Origin of the sequence: Novosphingobium gossypii, from assembly GCF_050433305.1 — a bacterium.
Taxonomy (GTDB): Bacteria; Pseudomonadota; Alphaproteobacteria; order Sphingomonadales; family Sphingomonadaceae; genus Novosphingobium; species Novosphingobium gossypii.
Window position 1 is genome coordinate 126,556 of sequence record NZ_JBNPXM010000008.1, and the last position, 22,409, is coordinate 148,964.

17 protein-coding genes are annotated in these 22,409 nt (G+C 66.1%); 12 read left to right on the top strand and 5 right to left on the bottom strand.

All coding sequences use genetic code 11. The features are described 5' to 3' along the window. Positions 1-32: 32 nt before the first annotated feature. Positions 33-2,954: a sensor histidine kinase gene (locus tag GGR40_RS15470; protein ID WP_429277136.1), complete on the top strand. Its 2,922-nt coding sequence runs from the start codon at positions 33-35 to the stop codon at positions 2,952-2,954. Positions 2,955-2,975: 21 nt separating this feature from the next. Here the strand turns inward: GGR40_RS15470 and GGR40_RS15475 are convergent, their stop codons facing one another. Continuing rightward, positions 2,976-3,608, bottom strand: coding sequence for a response regulator transcription factor (locus GGR40_RS15475; protein WP_429277137.1), 633 nt, complete (start codon positions 3,606-3,608; stop codon positions 2,976-2,978). A gap of 109 nt (positions 3,609-3,717) precedes the next feature. On the opposite strand from GGR40_RS15475, the gene GGR40_RS15480 reads away from it, so the two are divergent. Beyond that, positions 3,718-4,398 (top strand): response regulator transcription factor, encoded by a 681-nt coding sequence (locus tag GGR40_RS15480; RefSeq protein WP_429277138.1) that lies wholly within the window; start codon positions 3,718-3,720, stop codon positions 4,396-4,398. Positions 4,399-4,429: 31 nt separating this feature from the next. Here the strand turns inward: GGR40_RS15480 and GGR40_RS15485 are convergent, their stop codons facing one another. Next, positions 4,430-5,179 carry a Crp/Fnr family transcriptional regulator gene (locus tag GGR40_RS15485; RefSeq protein ID WP_429277139.1) on the bottom strand — a complete coding sequence of 250 codons (750 nt, stop codon included), beginning with the start codon at positions 5,177-5,179 and terminating at the stop codon, positions 4,430-4,432. A 222-nt stretch (positions 5,180-5,401) separates the two neighbouring features. Here GGR40_RS15485 and GGR40_RS15490 point away from each other — a divergent pair, with 222 nt between their 5' ends. Both GGR40_RS15490 and GGR40_RS15495 read left to right on the top strand, forming a co-directional pair. Next, positions 5,402-6,001, top strand: a complete 600-nt coding sequence (locus tag GGR40_RS15490) for a biliverdin-producing heme oxygenase (protein WP_429277140.1) — start codon at positions 5,402-5,404, stop codon at positions 5,999-6,001. Beyond that, complete coding sequence (locus GGR40_RS15495) at positions 5,994-8,555, top strand: HWE histidine kinase domain-containing protein (RefSeq protein WP_429277141.1); 2,562 nt, start codon at positions 5,994-5,996, stop codon at positions 8,553-8,555. Before GGR40_RS15490 ends, GGR40_RS15495 begins: the two co-directional genes overlap by 8 nt. A 69-nt stretch (positions 8,556-8,624) precedes the next feature. Here the strand turns inward: GGR40_RS15495 and GGR40_RS15500 are convergent, their stop codons facing one another. Further along, a complete protein-coding gene (locus tag GGR40_RS15500) occupies positions 8,625-9,716 on the bottom strand; it encodes an acetamidase/formamidase family protein (protein ID WP_429277142.1) in 1,092 nt (363 codons plus the stop codon). Between the two features lie 196 nt (positions 9,717-9,912). On the opposite strand from GGR40_RS15500, the gene GGR40_RS15505 reads away from it, so the two are divergent. The 3 genes from GGR40_RS15505 (at position 9,913) to GGR40_RS15515 (ending at position 14,016) form a co-directional block, all read left to right on the top strand. Continuing rightward, on the top strand, positions 9,913-10,398 hold the full coding sequence (locus GGR40_RS15505) for a VOC family protein (RefSeq protein WP_429277143.1): 486 nt from the start codon (positions 9,913-9,915) through the stop codon (positions 10,396-10,398). A gap of 101 nt (positions 10,399-10,499) precedes the next feature. Further along, on the top strand, positions 10,500-11,702 hold the full coding sequence (locus GGR40_RS15510; protein ID WP_429277144.1) for an aromatic ring-hydroxylating oxygenase subunit alpha: 1,203 nt from the start codon (positions 10,500-10,502) through the stop codon (positions 11,700-11,702). 7 nt (positions 11,703-11,709) lie between these two features. Continuing rightward, the gene (locus GGR40_RS15515) at positions 11,710-14,016 is read left to right on the top strand and encodes an acetamidase/formamidase family protein (RefSeq protein ID WP_429277145.1); all 2,307 of its coding nucleotides are present in this window, start codon (positions 11,710-11,712) and stop codon (positions 14,014-14,016) included. A gap of 30 nt (positions 14,017-14,046) precedes the next feature. On the opposite strand, the gene GGR40_RS15520 is transcribed toward GGR40_RS15515, so the two are convergent. Then, the gene (locus GGR40_RS15520) at positions 14,047-14,871 is read right to left on the bottom strand and encodes an oxidoreductase (protein WP_429277146.1); all 825 of its coding nucleotides are present in this window, start codon (positions 14,869-14,871) and stop codon (positions 14,047-14,049) included. A gap of 175 nt (positions 14,872-15,046) precedes the next feature. Here GGR40_RS15520 and GGR40_RS15525 point away from each other — a divergent pair, with 175 nt between their 5' ends. The 3 genes from GGR40_RS15525 (at position 15,047) to GGR40_RS15535 (ending at position 18,109) form a co-directional block, all read left to right on the top strand. Beyond that, positions 15,047-16,189 carry an LLM class flavin-dependent oxidoreductase gene (locus tag GGR40_RS15525; protein WP_429277147.1) on the top strand — a complete coding sequence of 381 codons (1,143 nt, stop codon included), beginning with the start codon at positions 15,047-15,049 and terminating at the stop codon, positions 16,187-16,189. Further along, positions 16,182-16,820, top strand: a complete 639-nt coding sequence (locus tag GGR40_RS15530) for a cysteine hydrolase family protein (RefSeq protein ID WP_429277148.1) — start codon at positions 16,182-16,184, stop codon at positions 16,818-16,820. Before GGR40_RS15525 ends, GGR40_RS15530 begins: the two co-directional genes overlap by 8 nt. A gap of 62 nt (positions 16,821-16,882) precedes the next feature. Continuing rightward, entirely contained in the window at positions 16,883-18,109 is a 1,227-nt protein-coding gene (locus GGR40_RS15535; protein WP_429277149.1) for an MFS transporter, read from the top strand. Positions 18,110-18,176: 67 nt separating this feature from the next. Here the strand turns inward: GGR40_RS15535 and GGR40_RS15540 are convergent, their stop codons facing one another. Continuing rightward, positions 18,177-18,983: an SDR family NAD(P)-dependent oxidoreductase gene (locus GGR40_RS15540; RefSeq protein WP_429277150.1), complete on the bottom strand. Its 807-nt coding sequence runs from the start codon at positions 18,981-18,983 to the stop codon at positions 18,177-18,179. 132 nt (positions 18,984-19,115) lie between these two features. On the opposite strand from GGR40_RS15540, the gene GGR40_RS15545 reads away from it, so the two are divergent. Further along, a complete protein-coding gene (locus GGR40_RS15545) occupies positions 19,116-19,877 on the top strand; it encodes an SDR family NAD(P)-dependent oxidoreductase (RefSeq protein WP_429277151.1) in 762 nt (253 codons plus the stop codon). A 191-nt stretch (positions 19,878-20,068) separates the two neighbouring features. Continuing rightward, positions 20,069-22,387 carry a TonB-dependent receptor gene (locus tag GGR40_RS15550; protein ID WP_429277152.1) on the top strand — a complete coding sequence of 773 codons (2,319 nt, stop codon included), beginning with the start codon at positions 20,069-20,071 and terminating at the stop codon, positions 22,385-22,387. Positions 22,388-22,409 lie beyond the last annotated feature (22 nt).

Below are 22,409 nucleotides of genomic sequence, written 5' to 3' on the forward strand. Positions count from 1 at the left end.
CCGCCCGCGCATGCACATGCAATGCGCGGGCGATGCGCCGCCTGCCCTGCCGAACTGCACCGATCCTTGCCCTTGCAGGCGTGGTTTTCTGCGCGCCTGCCGCCCATGCATCTCCGGCTACCGAGATTCCCGGATATGCCAGCCGCCACTGGTCGCTGGCCGATGGCGCCCCGCCCGACATCCGCGCCATGGCCCGCACCCGCGACGGGTTCCTGTGGCTGGGTTCGGGTGACGGGCTGTACCGGTTTGACGGGCTGACCTTCCAGCGCATCGACCCGGAAGATTTCGACAACTTCCGCTCGCGACAGGTCACCGCGCTGGCGGCAGCGCCGGACGGCAGCCTGTGGGTCGGCTATGCCTTCGGTGGTATCACGCACCTGAAAGATGGCAGGCTGCGCGGCGCCAACCCCGGCAAACCGCGCGGGCGCGTGACCGACATCGCAGTCGCACCTGATGGCAGCGTGTGGGTTTCCTCCTGGAGCGGCTACGGATCGCAGCTGAGGCATCTGGTCAGGGGCCGGTGGGACGCAATCGACGTCGATGGCCCCCTGATGCGGATGTACCGGCAGCGCAACGGCACCGTCTGGATCGCCTCGAACCCCGAAGTCCTGCGCCTTTCTCCCGGCCATCGGGCATTCGACGTCGTCCCCGGCCAGATCAACCTTGGCCCCGCCTTTCAGGAGGATCGGAACGGGGGCATGTGGTTCTTTTCCAGCGACGGCCTGCAGCGCCTGACGCCGCGCGGTTTCGTGCCGACCGGCGTAGGCTTCGGCGAACCGCTGGGCGGGGGCGAGGGGGCGCGAAGCCTGCTGTTCGATGCCGACAACCTGCTATGGGTCGCCGGCAATGCGTCCGGTCTGGCGACGGTGCCCGCAGGCGATCTTTCGATGGACCGGGCCGTGGTCTACCCCGCCCCGATCACCACCCTGCTGCGCGATGCCGAAGGGACGATCTGGGGCGGAGCGCCCGATGGCCTGCATCGTTTCGTGCGCACGCCGGTGGTGCGCTATTCCGCGATCAAGGGCGTGCGCACCGGCATTGCCACCGGCCCGGACGGATCGCTTTACATCGGCGGGGACGAGGGCCTCTACCGCATCATCGACGGCAAGGCGAAGCTGATACTGAAATCCGGTCTGCTGGCGGAAATATGTTCCGTTTCAGGTGTCGGCGCCTATGCCCTGACGTACAGGAACGAATATCTCGTACGCGGCTCCACGCCGACGCGGATCATCGGCCCGCTGGAACGTCAGCGCGAGTTCGGTCAGGCCTGCGCTTCCGATCCAGATGGACGGATATGGCAGGCGGTATCCGCCAACGGGATGTACCGGCTGGACGGCACGCGCTGGATCAAGGACGATAGCCTGCCCCCCGCCACCACGTTCATTGCCACCGGTCCGGGCACCTTCATCGTCAACCAGCCCCTGCGCATGCTCGCCCGCGTCCATGATGGAAAGACGACGCCGGTTTGGCCGGAAGGCAAAGGGCCGAACAGCGGCAAGGGCGTCGGCTTCGTACGCATGCTCAAGCAGATGGACGGGGAAACCTGGATCGGCGGCGAGGCGGGACTTGCACGCTACGACGGTCGCCGCGTCCGCCAGCTGAGCGCGCGCACCTATCCCTGGCTGGCGGGAGTGATGGGGATCGTCCGGGTGGACGGACATTACTGGCTGATCTCGGCCGGCGGCATCATTCGTGTGGCAAGAGCCGACTTTGAAGCCGCCTTCGATCGTCCCGGCGCGTCGATCCCACTCGCACGGTTCGGCCAGAACGGGGTGATCCGGGCACGGACCGAGACCTATTCTGCCAACGATGCCGCCGTCGACGCGCAGGGCCGCCTGTGGTTCGTGACCAGCACCGGTGTGGTGCAGGTCGACCCATCCCGCCTGACGCCCGAAGCGGGGAACATGCCAGTCCACGTCACTGCGCTGGAGGTGGACGGGCGCGGCTATCCGCTGGCGGGCGCGCGCCTGCCTGCAGGAACGACCCGCGTCAGCCTGTCCTACGTCGGGCTGGGCCTGGCCGATGCGGAGGGCAACCGCTATCGCTACAGGCTGGATGGGGTGGACGAAGGCTGGGTCGCCGCGCAGGGCCGCCGCCGTGTCGATTATGCCGGACTTGGCCCGGGAACCTACCGCTTCCACGTCACCGCCGCCACCGAGGACGGGCCGTGGGCGCAGCGCGGCGCAACGGTGAGCTTCGTCATTACCCCCCACTTCTGGCAGACCGCGTGGTTCCGGCTGGCGGTGCTGGCAGGCATGGTGCTGGGCGGCTGGGCGCTGGTCCGCTGGCGCATCCGCCTTGCCATGCAGGCTCTGCGCGATCGCATCGAGGAGCGCGTGGCCGAGCGCGAGCGCATCGCGCAGGACTTGCACGATACGCTGTTGCAGGGCTTCCAGGGCCTGATGCTGCGGTTCCAGACGGTGCTGCACCTGACGGCGCCGGGCAGTCCCGCCCGCACCGCCATCGAGGAAGCGCTGGACCGCGCCGATGACGTCCTGCTCCATGGCCGGGAGCGTGTGCGCGGCCTGCGTGAGGATGCCGAGCCCAAGTGCATCGCCGACACCCTGCGCGCCTGCGCCCGCCGCGTGGTGGGCGATACGCTGGCGTGGGAAGTGCGGGTGGACGGCCCCGAGCAGCTGGTGGGCGCCCCTGTGGCCGAGGAGCTTGAACTGGCGGTCGGCGAGGCTCTGGCCAACGCGGTCCAGCACGCGAAAGCGAGCGCGGTGCGGGTGGAGATCCACCACGGTCGCGACCGGCTGTCGCTGCGGGTGGTGGACGACGGCGTCGGCCTGCCCGAGGACGTGCGGGCCGCCGGCGGGCGCGAAGGCCATTTCGGCCTGACGGGCATGCGTGAGCGGATAGAGCGGCTGGGCGGTGCCTTCGGCGTGGCCAATGCAGCCGGTCAGGGCACCTCGATCCGGCTGAGCCTGCCCGCAAGGATCGCCTATCGATGACAGGCCATTTATGAGCGGGCGTTAAAGCTCGATCAGGCCGTTGCGCACGGCGATTGCAACGGCGTGGGTGCGGTCCATCGCCCCCAACCGCGCGAAGATCGCCTTCATGTAACCTTTCACCGTGTCCTCGGACAAGGCCAGCCGGGCCGCGATCTGCTTGTTGGAATTGCCCGAGGCCGCCAGCAGCAGCACATCGCTTTCGCGCGCGGTCAGGCGCTTCGCCTCGCGGTCGGCGGCGCCAAACACCTGCCGGTCGAAATGGGTGCCGCCGCGATGGACCGACCGGATCGCGTCGAGCAGTTCCGTGCGCAGGCTGTTCTTTAGCAGATAGCCCGACGCCCCCGCCTTGATCGCCTGCGTGGCGCGCCCGTCGCCCGAATAGGTCGTCAGCACCAGGATTCGCGCCTCGGGAAATTCGGCCAGGATGCGCGTCATGGCCTCCACCCCGTCCACATTGGGCATCTGCAGGTCCAGCAGCATCACGTCGGGGCGCAGTTCGCGGTAGATCCGCACCGCGGCCTCGCCGTCCTCGCCCGATGCGATCAGGTCAAGGTCGGGCTGCGTCGCGAACACTGCGACGATGCCTTCGCGCAGCAGGGGATGATCGTCCACCACGGCGATGCGGATGGGAGCCTGAGAAGCGCTGTCTTCCATCCCCCGCGTGTAGTCCGGCAAAGGCCCTGAGGGAAATCCCCCCGAAAGAGGGGATTGCCGCAAGTGTTCACTTTGGACCATTTCCGTTGCCGCCAGCAGGAGTAGTCCAATGATCCGTCCCATCAGCCATCCGCCCCGCAACAGCGCGGAAGAAGACACCGCCCAGACGCGTGGAAAAGTGCTGATCGTCGATGCCGATGGCGAAGCCCGTTCGTCGCTTCATTCGCTGTTGCAGGACGAAGGCCACCTAGTGGAGACTTTCGCCTGGGCAGGCGCGCTGCTGGACGCCGCCCTGCCCGAAGCGCCATGCTGCATCGTTGCCGACGTGCGCATGCCCAACATCGACGGGCTGGAACTGATCGAACGGCTGAAGGGCCGGGGCGATCCGATCCCGGTGATCTTCGTCACCGACGATGCCGACGTGCCCTTGTCGGTCCGCGCCATCAAGGCCGGGGCGGTGGACTTCCTGCCCCGCCCGTTCGACGAACAGGATCTGCTCGGCGCAGTCGACCATGCGCTGGAGATCGATTCGCGCCGCCGCAGCGTGGCGCGTGGCAACGCCGCCGTGGCGCAGCGCTTTGCCACCCTGACCCCGCGCGAACGGCAGGTCATGGCCGGCGTCGTGCGCGGGCTGATGAACAAGCAGATCGCGTGGGAACTGGAAATCAGCGAGATCACGGTGAAGCTTCACCGCTCCAGCCTGATGCGCAAGATGGAACTGCGCTCAGTCCCCGATCTGGTTCGCGCATCCCAGGTTCTGCCCGGCGCGCAGCCCGCCGCTCTCGCCTGAACCGCACCGAGATCATCGGTCGGGTCAGAGGTCAGGTTTCGGGGTATACCCCGCCCAGCACGCGGTGGAAGTGCGCTTCCACCTGATCGTTACAGCCGCAGGCACGCGCCTTCAGCCCGTCGCGATCGAGCACTTCGATGCCGCCGCGCCGGGTCCGCACCATGCCGTCGCGCTTGAAGCGCTGTAGTACGCGGCTGGCATAGCTGCGACCGATGCCCATCATCGAAGCCAGCTGTTCCTGCGTCATCGTCACGTCGTTGCGACCGATGCGGTCGACGGCGGCGGACAGCCACTTGGCGGCGCGCTGCTCGATGGAATGGACCGCATTGCAGGCGATCGACTGGAACACCTGCGCCATGACACAGTCGGCATAGCGGGCGAACAGGTGGGCGATGGCGGGCGAACGGTCCTTCGCCGCCTCAAGATCGCGCGCGGGGATGCGCAGGAACACCCCTTCGTGCAGCACATTGGCGCGCGCATACGCGGGCAGCGACCCATGGCTGACGATGCCCCCCAGCGCCCCTTCGCGCCCGACGAGGATGGTTTCCACCGCAGTGCCGTCCTCCATCTCCACGAAGTAGGAACACATCGCGCCTTCGGTGGGAAAGTAGCAGTAATCCACGTTGTCGCCGGGTTGATATATGACATCGCCGGCGCGCAGGCGGCATTCCCCCAGTTTCGGTTCGATCAAGGCGAAATCGTCCTGCCGCAAGGCCGTCAGCAGGTCGCTGCCGGCGATGGCGGCAGCGGAAACCGGGCTGGTCTGCGGGATTGTGCTCATGCTGGATCCTCGGCGATGACGGATGGGCGCTGCTCCGTCCGCAAGGAGAACCCCGATTTCCCCCCACGGTTCCATGCCCTGCGGTCATTAGTGAACAGACCGGGTGGTTCGGACATGTTATTGTGTTACTGAGGAACATTACCGGGATATACGTGTTCCGGTACCCCAGGCGCACCAGTCGGTTCGCCTGCAATCGGCCTGCGGGCACCTAAGCGGATACTCATGGAAGCCCAAGCCGGATCGCCTGTCCTACCCGATATGCTCAGCCAGTTGCGCGAAGCCACGGGGCCCGCGCACGAAAGCCTCGATGCTTCCTTCGGCGCGCTGGACCTGTCGCAACGTACCGACCTGGCGCGGTTTCTTGCCGCGCACGCGATGGGACTGGAACCGCTGTTCCCCTCTTTCCGTGCCTTCGTGGAACGCGAACTGGCGCTCGAATGTCCCGACTATCCCGCCATGCTGCGGGCGGATCTGGATGCGTTGGGCGTGGGCGAACTGCCCACTGTCCCCACCCCCGACGGGCTGGAAGCGGCAGGTGCAGATGCAGGGCTTTCCTACGTCGTGTGCGGTTCGCGACTCGGCCTGGCGGTCCTGCGCCAGCGTGGGTACTGGGGCGATAGCGCGGGCTTCCGCTCCACCTACATGAGCGACGGACGCGGCCACGATGCGTGGAAGGCGCTGGTTCCGGTCTTGCGTACGCGCACATTCCCTCCGCAGGAGGCGGACGCCATGCGCCGGGCAGCCCTGGCTGCATTCGCAACGTTCGAAAGCGCGTTTGCGGCAAGCGGGCGGGTGCAACCGGCCGGCTCCGTGCGTGGCTGAGGCGATGCACCAGGTCGATCTCTCGACGTGCGATCTCGAACCGATCCACATCATCGGTCGAATCCAGAGCTTCGGCTGGCTGCTGTCGTTCTCCAGCGACTGGATCATCAACCACGTCTCGGTGAACTGCGACACTCTGTTCGGGCGTGACCCGCGCGACCTGATCGGGCTGTCCGCAACCGAGTTCATCTCGCAGGACGCCCTGCACGATATCCGCACCCGCCTGCAGATCCTGGGCAGCGCCAATACGGTTGAGCGCATGTTCGAGGTGGACCTGACCGGCGACGGCAGGGTCTTCGACATCGCCGTCCACAATTCGGGCCGGTCCTTCGTGCTGGAGATAGAGCCGCACGAAGGCGGCAAGCGCCGTGATTACGTGTCCTACGTGCGCCCGATGATCGAACGGCTGCGCCAGTCGCCCACGATCGAGCAGCTGTGCACCAGCGCCGCGCGTCATTTGCGCGGGCTGACCGGCTTTGACCGGGTGATGGTCTACCGCTTCGAACAGGACGGCGCGGGCGAAGTGATCGCCGAAAGCCTGAACGGCATGGTGGACAGCTTCAAGGGCCAGCACTTCCCCTCGTCCGACATTCCGGCCCAGGCGCGCAAGCTATACACCCGCAACCTGCTGCGCATCATCAGCGACGTCGACGATCCGACCGTGCCGATCGTGCCCGCCACCAATCCCAACGGCGAGCCGCTGGACCTGTCGATGTCGGGCCTGCGCGCGGTATCGCCGATCCACATCGAATACTTGCGCAACATGGGCGTGAAGGCGTCCATGTCGGTGTCGATCATGCGGCGGGGCAAGCTGTGGGGGCTGATGGCCTGCCACCACTATTCCCCGCTGACGCTGTCCTATTCGGTGCGCACCGCAAGCGAGCTGTTCGGCGAATTCTTCTCCTACCTGCTGGAGCAGAAGGAAACGGATTTCTCGAACGACAAACGCGCGGAATCGATGCGCGTCCATGACGAGATCATGGCCCGCGTCGCCGGTGGCGGGTCGCTGATCGAAGCGTTCGACGACTTCACCGATTCGATCCGCCACGTCATCCCCTTCGATGGCGTCGTCGGCTGGGTGGACGGACGGTTCGTGGGGCAGGGCGCGGTACCGGACCAGGCGCAGTTCACGGCGCTCGCCCGCTTCCTCAACACTGCCGGCGCCAGCACCGTCTGGGCGTCGGAGAACATCGGCTCGGTCTATCCCAACGCGGAAGACTGGGCGGACAAGGCATCGGGCCTGCTGGCCCTGCCCGTCAGCCGCGCCCCGCGCGACTACATCGTCCTGTTCCGGGGCGAGGCCGTGCGCGAGGTAAAGTGGGCGGGCAACCCGGAAAAAGCCATCGAACTGGGCCCTAACGGCGCCCGCCTGACCCCACGCAAAAGCTTCGAAATCTGGAAGGAAGAGCGGCGCGGCTACTCCCGCCCGTGGACCGACGAGGAAGTGGCCGCCGCCGAATCGCTGCGGATCACCCTGCTCGAAGTGGTGCTGCGCCTGTCCGACGCCGCCAATGCCGAGCGTGAACAGGCCAGCCAGCAGCAGGACATGCTGATCGCGGAACTGAACCACCGCGTGCGCAACATCCTCAACCTGATCCGCGGCCTCGTGGCGCAGAGCAAGGAAGGCGCGACCACCATCGACGATTTCGCCGAGATCGTCGGCAGCCGCATCCACGCCCTCGCCCGCGCGCACGATCAGGTGACGCGCAAGGACTGGTCGCCGTCCTCGCTCTACGATCTGATCCGCACCGAAACGGACGCCTACGCCAGCCATTCGCCGGATCGCGTGGTCATTGACGGGCCTGACGCGCTGATCGCGCCGGGCGCCTTCACCACGCTGGCGCTGGTGATCCACGAACTGATGACCAATTCGTGCAAGTACGGCGCCCTTGCCGACTCGCACGGGCAGGTCACGGTGACGCTCAGCCGCAGCGACGACGGCGCGCTGGAGATCGACTGGCGCGAAGAAGGCGGCCCGCCGGTGAAGGAACCGACCCGGCGCGGCTTCGGCTCCACCATCATCGAACGCACCATCCCGCACGAACTGAACGGCTCGGCCTCGGTGATCTATCCGGTGGAGGGCCTGCACGCGCTGTTCCTGATCCCCGCCGACCACATCAGCGGCTTCGAGACGCCGGGCGCGGTCCTGCGCGAGCCCACTGCCGAACCGCCCCAGCCCGCCGACTTTGCCGAGGAACTGGCCTCGGGCGCGGCGCTGATCGTCGAGGACAACGTCATCATCGCCATGGAAGCGGAGGACGTGCTGCGCAGCTTCGGCTTCACCGACTGCCGCATCGCCGGATCGGTCAACGCCGCAATGGGCATCATCGAGGGCGCCGATGTCAGTTTCGCCATGCTGGACGTCAACCTCGGCAAGGACACCAGCGAAGACGTGGCCCGCAGGCTGCAGGCACGCGGCATCCCCTTCATCTTCGCCAGCGGCTATGGCGAGCGCGCTTTGCAGACCGGCGAGTTCAAGGGCGTTCCGGTCGTCACCAAGCCTTATGGCGAGCGCGAGGTGCGATCCGCGATCGGCCGCGTGGTCAAGCGCTGACACCAAAAAACGGCCCGGCTCCTTGCGGAACCGGGCCTTCAGGTCTCGCTCCGTCAGGAGTGAGGGTGTTCAATCCGGGTCGATGACCGTGCCCTTCGCCGGGAACATCCGCCGCTCGATCCGCGCATGGACGCCCAGCGTACCGTCCACCACCTGCGTCACGCCGAAGTCGGTCGCCACGCTCATCAGCGAATAGGCGTCCTCCTTGCTCAGCCCCTGCTGTTCGTGGAGGAGGTGCAGCATATCCATCGAGCAGTTCTTCATCGCCTGGTCCAGATCTTCTCCGAACCCGTGGACGATCCAGTTTTCCGGCGTTTCCAGCAGTGGTGACGGGAACGAGAAGTCCTTGCGCAGGATGATCTGGAACAGGCAGTCCAGCGACGCCTCGATCGCGGTGCCGCTGATCTCGCCGTCGCCCTGGCTGACGTGCGGATCGCCGATGGAGAACAGCCCGCCCCTGACCTGACACTTGTAGAACATCGTCGATCCCGCACCGATGCGCCAGTTGTCGATGTTGCCGCCGTGCAGTCCCGGCGGGATCGTGGAAACCGGCGCGTCCACCGCCGGCGCCACACCTGCCGTGCCCAGATGCGGCCGCGCCGGGATGGTGATGCCGGGCAGTGCCGGATGCCGGTCGCACGACGGGCAGTTGGTGATGGTGCCCGGCACCAGATACTCGCCCGGAAAATCATAAGCATAGAGCGCGTGGGCGGTGTTGGCGCTCGGGTCCAGTTCGTAGATCGTCACCCGCTCCTTCTTGCCGAACTCCTCGTAGAGGTGCCCCCAGTTGGCCGCCAGGTTCGATCCGTAGTTGTTCCGCGGGGTCATCTGCAGGTATCGCACCTCGATCATGTCGCCCGGCTCCGCGCCCTCGATGTAGATCGGGCCGGTCATGATGTGGACGCCGGGCGCGCGGCTGGCGGGATCGACTTCGCGGAAGATGCGCTCCACCCCTTCGTCGAACATCAGTTCCGGGGCGTCGCCGGCATGGTGGGTGATCGCCTCCGCCTGCACCAGATCACCGCTCTTAATCGTCAGCGCCGGCTTTATCTCGGGCGAGAAGTAGCCCCAGTGGATCGTCTCCGGCGTCGCCTTAAGATGCCAGATCGCCGCAGGCCGCGTGTCCGCTTTCGCCGTTGTCAGAGTGGAGACCGAGGCCATGCAGTGTCCTTTGTTGGATGGAGGATCGACTGCTGCACTGTCTCGCAGGGCACCGGCGCGGGTCTTGGCGGACAGCGCACTGGTAGTTGGCGAAGGCGTTGTCCCGGTGCTGCGTCAACAAACCGGACGCCTGCCGCCAAGAGCCGCGCGCGCAACTGGCGCAGACCTTGGGGCAGACCACAAGGAACCCAAAGCCATGCCCAACACGCTCATTTTCGTGGACCTGCCCGCCGACGACCCCGCCGCCGCCGCGCGCTTCTATGCCGAAGTCTTCGGCTGGCGCGACGATCACAAGCCCGAAGGCGTCTACCACCGCATGGTGCCGGGCGGCATGTTCGCCAATCCGGACGGCACGGACAGTCAGATCGGCAACCTGCACCTGGGCATCTTCGATCCCGCGAATGCCCGCCCGCACCCCGATGCCGGAGGCGTGGCGCCGCGCGCGATCGCTGCCGAGGGACGTAAACCGCGCATCTGGGTGCTCATCGCTGATGACGACACCCCCGAACGCATCCTTTCCGCCGCCGAGGAACGCGGCGCGACGGTGCTGTGGCGCAACCATTTCTGGGGCACCTTCAACGGGTTGAACCACGCCTTCCGCGACCCCTGGGGCAACGAGATCGTGCTGTGGGGCAAGGCCGGCGACCCGCCGCGCATCCCGGACGACTATTCGCGCGAATAAGCATCATTTCGCATTTGCAATATTGCCTTCGCGGTTGCGGTATGCAGGATGATGCTGCCGCGTCAGCGAGCCCATAAAGATACCGACTCAGGAAGGTCATCATGTCGCTCCCGCCGTCACCGAAGCTGTCCGATTCCTTCATCGAATCCCTCTCCGCCTCGGCGGTGGCGCTTGAGGACGCGGTGACGCTGCCGCCCTCGTGCTACACCTCGCGCGATTTCTTCGAGTTCGAGAAGGACGCGCTCTATTACGCCGAGTGGCAGTGCGTGGGGCGAGAGGATTGGATTCCCAACCCCGGCGATTACTTCACCACCCGCACCGTGAACGAGCCCGTCATCGTGTCGCGCACCCTGCAGGGCGAAGTGCGCGCCATGTCCGCCGTGTGCCAGCACCGCGCGATGCTGGTGGCCGAAGGCAGCGGCTCGGCGCGGGGGTTCCTGTGCCCCTACCACCACTGGAGCTATTCGCTGGACGGCACGCTGGTGGCGGCCCCGGCGATGAACAAAACGTGCAACTTCGACCGCAAGGCCAACAGCCTGCCCCGGTTCGCGGTGGAAATCTGGAACGGCTTCGTCTTCATCAACTTCGACGAGAACGCCGCGCCGCTGGCCCCGCGCCTGACGGGCGTGGCCGAAGCCATCGCGGACTACGACCTTGCCAGCGCGCAAGGACCACGCCCGGAACCTGCGGCAAAGCTGCCGTGGAACTGGAAGGTCATGTTCGAGAACAACAACGACGGCTACCATGCCAGCCGCCTGCACGCCGGGCCGCTGCATGACTTCGTGCCATCGGGCAAGGCGGAGTTCCCGCATTCCGAGCCGGAGGACGCCGGGTTCCTGCGCTTCAACGGCACCCTGCATCCCGACGCCAGCTTCAACGCCACGCAGCGCGCGGTGCTGCCGATCTTCCCCGGCCTGTCGGACGCGGCACGCCATCGCATGACCTTCGCCAACGTGCCGCCCTCGCTCAGCCTCATCATGATGAGCGACATGGTGATCTACCTGATCCTGCGGCCCGACGGCCCGGAATCGCTGGAAATGGACACCGGCCTGCTGTTCGCCCCCGGCGCGATGGAAGACCCCAATTTCGAGCACAAGCTGGACATGAACATGCGCGCCACCGCGCATATCATCGCGCAGGACTTCCACGTCGACGAACTGGTGCAGGAGGGTCTGCGATCCCGCTTTGCCCCGCGTGGCCGCTATTCGTGGCAGGAAGGTGCGCAAGGGCAGTTCAACAAGTGGCTGGTCCACCGCTACCGCGCCGCGCACGCGCGCATGGCGCAGACGGAAAGCGTGAGTTGATCCCCGCATGACCGGCGTGCGCCTGACCACCAATGCCTATCCCCACGACCAGCGGCTGCAGGCGTGGCGCTTTGCCCTGCAGCGCGTGTCGCTGGAACTGGAGAGCGAGAACGAGGACATCTACGGCGATCTCGTCAGCTTCACCAGCGGGCAGAAGATCCAGTTCGTCCGCTGCACCGGCACGGCGCAGGCGATGACGCTGAATTTCGCGCAGGAGGCCCGCTGCTTCTGGCTGGTGCTGCTGCTCGAAGGGCGGCTGACCGCCAGCAGCGGCGAGAGGACTGCGGAAATCGGCGAGGGCGACATGGTTTATGGCGGCGGCGACACCCGCTGCCGGATCGCCATGGAGGGCGATTTCCGCCTGCTCGTCGTCAAGGTGCCGCACAGTTTGCCGGCGTTGAAATCCCGCTCGCAGCTGCCCACCGAAATCAGCGACCTGATCGCCGACACCGCCGTGGGCCGCATGATGTCCAGCCTGCTGCGCACCGTGGCCGACACCATCCTGGATGTTTCGGACGACCAGATCCGCCCGGTGGAACTGGCCCTGCCTGAGATGATCGCCGCCACCCTGCTGGACCGCGCGCCCGCCAAGCAGCTGGGCGGCGCGGCAGGCGGACGCGCGGCGATCCTGGAGCGAGTGTTCCAGTCGATCGAAATGCGGCTGTCGGACCCCAACCTCAACACCCACCAGATCGCCGCCGAGCACAATATCTCGCCGCGCTACCTGCAAAAGCTGTTCGAGAGCCATAGCGAGAGCTTCGGCCACTACGTCAAGCTGCGCAGGCTGGAGCGGTGCCGGCTCGACCTTGGCAGCCCGCTTCATGCCCAGCGCTCCATCTCGGAAATCCTGTTCCAGTGGGGCTTCAACGACAGCGCCTCGTTCTCGCGCGCGTTCCGCGAACAGTACGGGATGAGCCCGCGCGAATACCGCAAGTCTCCCGAGATCGCGGCCGGCCCTGCCGAAGCGCCCCGCCGGGGCCGCCCCGAAAAGGCGCGCGACGTGCGGTTGGACAACCGCGAGCCGCCCAGCGTGCTCGCCGGCCTGCCCAGCCTCGACGACGCCGCCCGGTCGCGCCGCCACCACTTCCTGCCCGCGCGGCCCGACACGATCCACTGGGGCTACTTCAGCCGCTCGCTGCAACCGGCGCTGGAAATCCGCTCGGGCGACTACGTAACGATCGAAACGCTGACCCATCACGCCAATGACGACGCCGAACGCATGATAGAGGGCGATGCGGGCGCGGAGGCGGTGTTTCACTGGACGGCGGAAGGCAAGGCGGTGGAGCGGCGCGGTGCGGGTCCGTTCGACGCCTCGGCCCTGGGGCGCGGACCGGGCGAGGGGTTCGGCGTCCACATCTGCACCGGCCCGATCGCGGTGGAGGGCGCGCGGCCCGGCGACGTGATAGAGGTGCGCATCCTGGACATGGAGAACCGGCCCAGCCAGAACCCGCTGTTCGCAGGGAGAGCGTTCGGCAGCAACGTGGCGGCGTACTGGGGCTATCACTACAACGACCTGCTGACAGAGCCCAAGCAGCGCGAGGTCATCACCATCTACGAGATCGACAACGAACCGGGCCGCGCCACCGCGCAGGCGGTCTATTCCTATCGCTGGACACCGCAGACCGACCCGTCTGGCGTGGTCCACGAACGCTACGACTATCCCGGCGTGCCGGTCGATCCCGAAAGCATCACCCGCAACTTCGACGTCCTGCGCGACGTGACGATCCCGGTGCGCCCGCACTTCGGCGTGGTGGCGCTGGCCCCTGCGCATTCCGAACTGATCGACTCGGTTCCGCCCGCCAACTTCGGCGGCAACATCGACAACTGGCGGCTGGGCGCGGGGTCCAGCGTGTTCCTGCCCGTGGGCGTTCCCGGCGGCCTGCTGTCGATGGGCGATCCCCACGCCAGCCAGGGCGATTCCGAACTATGCGGCACGGCCATCGAATGTTCGATGACGGCGGTGATCCAGGTGGTGCTCCACCCGGCCAAGACCAGCCGCAAGTACATCCGCGACCTCGATTATCCGATGATCGAGACGAAGGACGAATGGGTGATCCTGGGCTTTTCCAGCCCGGAATACCTTAAGGATCTGGGCGCGGGCGCGCAGAGCGAAGTCTACAAGCAAAGTTCCATCGACAGCGCCATGCGCGATGCCTTCCGCAAGGCGCGGCGGTTCCTGATGACCTTGCGCGATCTGTCGGAGGATGAGGCGATTTCGCTGCTGTCGGTGGGGGTGGACTTCGGCATCAGCCAGGTCGCCAACGGCAACTGGGGCGTCCACGCCGTGATCCGCAAAAGCCTGTTCGCGGCGTAGAGGCGTCTTGCCACCGGAGCGGGCCGTGCGTCACTCCGCCCCCACGCCTGTCGTCACCGCGCGCCATGCATCGAACTGGCTCTGAAGCATCGCGAACTCGCGTTCCGCATAGCCCAGCGCGTCGGTGCCAAGCAGCAGCACCAGCGGCGGTTCGTCCGCCGCCACGGCCATCAGGATGGCCTGCGCGATCTTTGCAGGGTCGCTCGGTTCCTCGCCGTGGTGGCCGGTCAGCACGGCCCGCGCGGCATGGGCGGTGTCTGCATAGTCGGCAACCGCCGGTTCCGCTCCCAGCAGGCGCTTGGCGGCGAACTCGGTCCGCATGCCACCGGGCGCGACGTTTGTGACGCGGATGCCCAGCGGGTTCACTTCCTGCGCCAGCGTGCGCCCGATGCAGTCCAGCGCGAACTTGCTGGCGCCGTAAATACCGGTGCCGTTCCAGCAGGCCATGCCGCTGATCGACCCGACGTTGACGATATGCCCGCGGCGGCGCGCGCGCAGGTGCGGCAGCGCGGCCTGGATCACTGCCAGCGCGCCCCAGACGTTGACGTCGAACAGCGCCTTGGCATCGGCCAGCGGGGTTTCCTCGATCGCGCCGGTATAGCCCAGCCCCGCATTGTTCACGATCACGTCGAGGCCGCCGGTCCGGGCATGTGCCGCATCGACCACCGCCTTGACTGCGGCGGCATCGGTGACATCCAGCACCATGCCGACCGCCCCCTCCCCCAGCGCCTCGAACGCGGGCACCGCCGCCGGATCGCGCAGGGTGCCCACCACCGTATGCCCTGCGGCCAGTGCCGCCTGCGCAATTGCGCGGCCAAGCCCTGTGCTGACGCCTGTGACGAACCAGTTGCTCATGTCGATCTCCCTGACGGTGTGGCACCGGACCATAGGCAAGCCCGCGCCTTTGCGCTTTGCAGCGGACGTACGACACCTTGACCGCTGACAACAGCAGGGGCGCAGGGTGACAAGAACCGCCGGGCGTCCCATTCTACCCTTTCGCCCAAGATCAGAAGGGCCAGGGAAAGAAACGATGATCCAACGCCAACCGCGACCTGCCGCATTCGGCCTGCCTTCCGACACCGGCGGGCGCGATCTGGGCATCTTCATGCCTATGGCGAACGGCGGCTGGATCCTGTCGAAGAACGCCCCCACGCTGGACGGCTCCTACGATTACAACCTCAAGGCGGCGCAGCTGGCGGAGGAGATCGGGCTGGACTTCATCATGGCCATGGCGAAGTACCGGGGCTACGGCGGCGAAACGCAGCACTGGAACAGTTCACTGGATTCACCGATGATGATGGCGGGGCTGGCGCAGGCGACCAGCCGCGTGAAGGTCTGGGCCACGGTCCACACGATCCTGCAGAACCCGGCAGTCACCGCCAAGATGATCGCCACCCTGGACCAGATCAGCCATGGCCGGGCGGGCCTCAACGTCGTCACCGGATCGTACAGGGGCGAGTTTTCGCAGATGGGCGCATGGCCCGAAGGGGTCGGCCATGACGAGCGCTATGTCCTTGCCACCGAATGGATTCAGGCGATCAAGGCGCTGTGGACGCAGGACTCGGTGACGATGGAGGGCAAGTATTTCACCCTCGACGACTGCATGTCCAACCCCAAGCCCGCCACGCCGCCGTTCCTTGTCTGCGCGGGCACGTCGAAAGTCGGGATAGAGTTCACCGCCAACGAGATGGACGCGCTGTTCCTGTCGGGCGGCAACGTGGATGAACTGGCGAAAGCCAGCGCCGATGCGAAGGCGGGCGCGGCGGAGCACGGGGCGAAGATCCGCACTTATTCGATGATGACCGTGGTGTTCGGCGATACCGACGCCGCCGCGCAGGAAACCGCCGCCCACTTCCGCGCCGGCTTCGACGAGGAAGCCCTGCACGGCATGATGCGCGCCTACGGCTTCCTCGACAGCGAGATCGGCAAGGAAAACGCCTTCACGCAGAAGGCGCGCTCCACCTTCATGACGCCGCATGTGCTGGGCACGCCCGATACCGTGATCGAGCGGCTGAGCGAAATCTTCGCGAAGACCTCGCTTGATGGCCTGATGCTGATCTTCCCCGATTATCACGCGTCGCTGCCGATCTTCGGCGAAAGGGTGCTGCCGGTGCTGCGCGAACGCTTTCCCGCGAAGGTGCCCGTCCTGCCCGAGGCGCTCGCCCATGGCTGACCTGCCGCACATTGCACCCGATGCCGCGATGATCGCACCGGACCGCACGGCGCTGATCGTGGTGGACGTGCAGGTGGACTTCGCCGCGCCCCAGGGTCTGATCGGCAGCTTCGGCGTTGACCTTGCCCCGGCAGAAGCGGCGATCGATCGGATCGATGCGCTGCTGGCCGCCGCCCGCGAAGCCGGGGTGACGGTGGGCTTCATGCGGGTGATGACACGGCCCGAAACCGATTCCAACGCGCTGCGCACATGGATGGAGCGGCGGGGCACGCCCGGCAACGAAGGCATCTGCCGCGTCGGCAGCGGCGGAGAGGACTATTACCGCCTGTTCCCCCGCCCCGGCGACATCGAGATCGAAAAGCGGGTCTATTCCAGCTTCCACGGCACCGATCTGGAACAGCAATTGCGCTCACGCGGGATCGACACGCTGGTGATGACCGGCCTGACGACGGAGTGCTGCGTCGATTCCACCACGCGCGACGCCTTCCACCGCGATTTCCATACTTTCGTGGTGTCCGACGCCTGCGCAGCCTACGACGCGGACATGCACGCTCATGCGCTGAAGGCCCTGAGCGAGAACACGTCGCTGCTGGTCACGACAGATGCCGTGGTCGCGGCGTGGAAGTCTTGACCGTGCGCGCTGGCAAAGCGCAAGCCCGCACCCTATTTCCCCGCCGGAAAAGGACCCTTGCGATGAACACCCATCTGCTCGTCATGATCGTGCTTCAGGCGCTGTGCCTGATGTATTTCCTGCTTTCGGCGGGGACGTTCAATTCGCTGGGCATGGTCCTGCCCTCGATGGTGGAGGCGTTCGGCATGAGCTGGGCGCAGGCGGGCTTCGGCTTCACCTTGCTCGGCACGGCCTGCGGGATCGTCAGCCTGGCCCCGGCGCTGACCATCCGCAAGCTGGGGGTCGGACGCACGCTGGCGCTGGGCACGGTGCTGCTGTTCGTCGCCTTTGGCCTGCTCTACACCTCGCAGGGCGTATGGACCTACTATCTGGGCACGACGCTGCTGGGCGTGGGGTACTGCTTCTGCGGTACGGTCCCGGCGGTGCATGTGCTTTCCAGCAGCTTCACCCGCCGCTCGACGGTGCTGGGGGTCTACTTCACCATCGGCAATCTGGGCGCGGTGGCCGGGCCGCTGTTGTGGTCGGGCACCCAGTCGGCAGGGTATGACTGGCGGTTCTACTGGCTGCTGTTCGCCGTCGCATCGGTGATCGTGGGCGGTTTCTGCACGCTGGTCGCCGGGCGCCTGAAGCTGGAAACGCCGCGCGATCCGGCCCCTTCCCCCAATGCCGCGCACATCGAATGGACAGTGCGGCGGGCACTGGCAACACCGCAGTTCTGGGTGGTGGTGCTGGCCTATACCGCCTGCCTTGCCATCAACACGACGACGCACAGCTTCGCCTACCAGCACCTGATGGAGCACGGCATCACCGCCGCGCGCGCGTCGCAACTGATAAGCCTGTCGGCGCTGGTCTGCGCGGTGGGATCGGCGCTGGCCGGCTTTGCGGGGGAGAAGACTCCGGCGCGGGTGCTGACGATGTTCTCGCTCGGCTGCCTGGGCGTATCCGCCGCCACGCTGGCGTGGGTGGACGGGCCCCTCTCGCTGATGCTGTGGATGGTGACGTTCGGTGGCGGGCTGGGCTTCAGCTACGTCAGCACCGCCATGCTGCTGCAGTCCTATTTCGGCCAGCGTGCCGCGCTGGAGCTGTATTCGATCATGATGGCGGTATCGACTTCGGCCGCCGTCGGCCCGGCGCTGGGCGGGGCGATCAAGGATTCCACCGGCAGCTTCTCAGGCATTTTCCTGGCGATGGCGGTGCTCAGCGCCGTGCTGTTCTGCGTCGTGGCCGTCCTGCGCAAGCCGGGTGAACGCACTGCGCCGGCGGACATGCCCGCCCTCGCCGCGGAATGAGGCGAAGCGGCGACGGTATCCGATGGACACCGCCGCCGGCCCTTCCTCCCCAGGAAGACAGTCCCCGCTATCGCCCGCCGGCAGCGGCGGCGACGGCGGAATCGATCTCGCCCTTCGTCGGATTGCGGCGCAGGGTCAAGCCGCCGTTCACCTGCAGGTTCTCGCCGGTCATGAAGCACTCGTCGCTCGCCAGCCAGACGACGGCGGCGGCGATATCGTCGCTGGTGCCGACGCGGCCCAGCGGATAGCCCGCCAGAAAGGCGTCGAACAGGCCGGGCACCTGCTTCGCATCGGCGGTCATCGGCGTTTCGGTCAGGCCCGGAGAGATCGAGTTCGCGCGCACGCCCTCGGCCCCGAATTCATGCGCGACGCAGCGGATCACATGGTCCGCCCCGGCCTTGGTGCCCATGTAGGCGGCATGGTCGTTGAGCATGATCGTGGCCGTGGCCGAACTGATCTGGATCAGCGATCCGCCGCGCCCGCCCCGGCTGCGCGCCATCTTCGCCACCATTGCCTGATAGAAATGGAACGGCCCGACGTACTGCAGCATGGTCATCGCCATCAGCTCGTCATGCGTGGTTTCGAGGAATCCCTTGAGCAGCCCCCAGCCCGTGGCGTTGACCGCGATGTCGATGCCGCCCAACTGCCGCATGGCGCCATCGGCAAGGGCATCGACGCTGGCCTTGTCGGTCAAGTCGCACGGCGCCCAGAGACAGCAGGTGTCGTTGGCAAAGTCGGCCAGCACGTCCTCCTTGCGGCCTGACACAAGCACCTGTGCGCCCTCGGCCAGCAGGCGCTTCGCGATGTGCTGGCCCATGTTGCCGGGGCTGCTGGCGCCCAGAACGACGGCGCGCTTTCCTTCCAGACGTCCCATCACGGATTTCCTCTCATTCCCATGCGAAAACCGCTAGCACGGCGGACACCGGCGCATTCCTGATCAAAGAAACAGTGGCAATCGCATGGCCCAGCGTCGAAACCGTGGGTGCACGGCAGAGGAGCGAAAGACATGGATCTCGGACTGAACGGCCTCAGGGCCATCCTCGTTGGGGCGAATGGCGGCATCGGGCGCGCGGTAGCCCATGTGCTGGCGGCAGAGGGCTGCAACGTCGCGGTGTGCGGTCGTTCGCAGGACAAGGTCGACAAGGTTCTGGCCGAAATCGCTGACACGAGCGTAACAACGTATGGCGAAGCGCTCGACGTCACGCAGGCCGATACCGTCCCCGCCTTCGTGGAAAAGGCCGCCGAGGCGCTGGGCGGCTGCGACATCTTCATCAGCTTCACGTCCGCCAACAAGGGCGAAGACAGCGACGAGGGCTGGGACGCGGTGATGCAGGCGGACGTCCTGCCCATGCGCCGCGGTATTGCCGCCGCGCGTCCCCATCTGGCGAAATCGGCCAACGCCTCGATCGTGTGCCTCAGTTCCACTGGCGCAGTGGAGGAGTTCATGGGCGTGCAGCCGTACAACGCGTTGAAGGCGGCGGTCATGAACTACGCCTCCTCGCTGGCGCAGGCTCTGGCGGCGGAGAACATCCGCGTGAACTGCTTCACGCCGGGCCCGGTGATGACCGACGATGGCCCGTGGAAGTATATTCAGGGTGCGATGCCCGACTTCTACAACGCGACGCTGGAAAAGATGCCCTCGGGCCGCTTCACCACCGGAGAGGAGCTGGCCAAGGCGATCGCCTTCGTCGTCTCGCCCACTTGCAAGGCGATGACGGGCGCGAACATCGTGGTCGATAACGGCTATACCAAACGCACCCAGTTCTGATTGCACAAGGGTAGATGACTGAGGAAGGCGGGTCGTTTCGGCCCGCCTTTTGTCGTGCCTGAATCGCCCCGTTTCCGGACAGTGTTCACACCTGTGCAATTCGACAGGTAGGGCAACGCGCGATCCGATGCATAGTGTTCTTCGGAAGACGGCCCTTCACAGAGTCACGGCCGCACCGGGAGGAATATCTGATGGCATCCGCACTTATTCGCGGAGCGCGGAGCAACGCGCTCTTCAAACTCGCCCTCGCCAGCAGTGCGCTGACCTGTATTTCTACACCTGTATTTGCGCAGGACGCCGCAGCGCCCGCAACGACTGCGGTGGATCCCAACGAGATCATCGTTTCGGCCCGCCGCCGTTCGGAAACGCTTCAGGAAACCCCGGTCGCGATCACCGCCGTCAGCGCCGCGATGCTGGAGAACAAGGCATCTGCCAACATCGGTGACCTCCAGGGCGCCGCGCCGGGCCTCCTCATCACCCAGCAGAATTCGGGCGCGCAGGCGGCCAACATCTCCATCCGTGGCCTGACTTACGCCGATATCGAGAAGTCGCAGACCCCGACCGTCGGCGTCGTGGTGGACGGCGTCACCATCGGCACCAGCACCGGCCAGCTGCAGGACGCCTTCGACATCGCCCAGATCGAAGTGCTGCGCGGTCCGCAGGGCACGCTGTTCGGCGCCAATACCATCGGCGGCGTCATCAACATCACCCGTTCCAAACCGACGATGGAGCCGGGCGGCAAGGCCGAGTTCACCTATGGCCGCTGGAACACCTGGGCCGGCAAGGCGATCGTCAACTACGGCGACGGCGAGACTTGGGGCGTCAAGGGCTGGTACTTCCACAACGAAACCGACGGCTTCTACCGCAATGTCATCCGGGGCGACCGCGCGGGCGGCAGCAAGGGTGACAGCTATGGTGCGAGCCTGTTGTTCGAACCTGCAGGGTCCGGCTTCGACGCCCAGCTTTCGGTCGAGAACGTGGAGCAGCAGTTCGAGCCGGTGGTCAGCAATCTGACCAACAGCACCGAAGCGTTCTGCGCGCTCATCCCGGCAAACGAGTGCAACCGCAACAATACGACCGACCTCTACACCACTTTCACCCTGCCCGCGAAGAGCACGTACAAGGCGCCCAACGCCACACTTCAGATGAACTACGATCTTGGTGACATAAAGCTCAGCTCGATCACCGGCTGGCGTCACAGCAAGGAGAAGCAGACACAGGACTTCGACGGGTCGTCCAGCGATCTCTACTATGTCGACCGGCGCCAGCGGTACACGCAATGGAGCCAGGAACTGCGCGCCGCCGGCAACCTGTTCACCGGGTTCGACTATGTCGTGGGCGGTTATTACTTCCATTCGAAGTACAGCCTGACGCAATGGACGCGCTTCTTCGGCTTCGATCCGACGATCCCGCCGATGGAGTTCGACAACAATGCCCAGACCAACATCGGCAAGACCACCAGCTACGCCTTCTTCGGCGACTTCAACTGGGCCTTCGCGGACAAGTGGCGCCTGTCGTTTGGCGGTCGGTGGAGCCATGACAACAAGAAGCTGACCAACAGCTTCGCCACGCAGGGCCTGATCGGCACCGGCGACGCGAACTTCACCAAGTTCACGCCCAAGGTCGGCCTTGACTGGCGCCCGAACGGCGACGTCATGCTCTATGCCAGCTGGTCGCGCGGGTATCGTTCAGGCGGGTTCAGCCCCCGCGCCGCCACCGCCGAAACCGCCAGCACGCCGTTCCAGCCGGAAACCGTGGATGCCTACGAAGTGGGCGCCAAGCTGGCGATGTTCGACCGCAAGCTGGAGCTGAACGTCGCGGGCTATGTGTCCGACTACAAGGACATGCAGCAGAACCTGACGGTGCCGGGCGGACCGCTGGGCAACCAGACGATCACCGGCAACGTCGCAGGCGGCGCCATCATCAAGGGCATCGAGGCCGACGCCACGCTGCGCATCACCCCGCAGTTCCGCATCACCGCATCGACCGCCTACATGAAGTCGCACTTCCGCAACTTCGTGACCTGCGGCGCCTATGCGGCGGGCACGCCCGCAGTCAACGGCTGCGGCACCGGGCTGGTGCCGTTCGACTATTCCGCCAATCGCCTGATCTATGCGCCCAAATTCACCGGCTCGATCAATGCCGATTACGAAATCCCGACCAGCTTCGGCAAGATCGTGGCCACGGCTGGCTGGCGCCACATCAGCCCGTACGACGAGCAGATTTCGCAGGGATCGCTGACGCCGACGGTCAATGGCGCGGGTGAAGTCACCGAAGTCACCGTCAACGGCAACGATGCCCGCGTCCGCACGACGACGCAGGATCTGGTCGATGCCAGCCTGACCTTCAATTTCGATATCGGGGACAAGGAAGCCTACTTCCGCGTGTTCGGCCGCAATCTGGCGAACGAGAAGACCACCACGCACGCATTCACCGTGGCCGGACTGTTCTCTTTCGGCATGGCGCTGGAACCGCGCACCTATGGCGCGACGGTGGGCGTGAAGTTCTGAGCCATCCCCCTTCCGGGGGGAA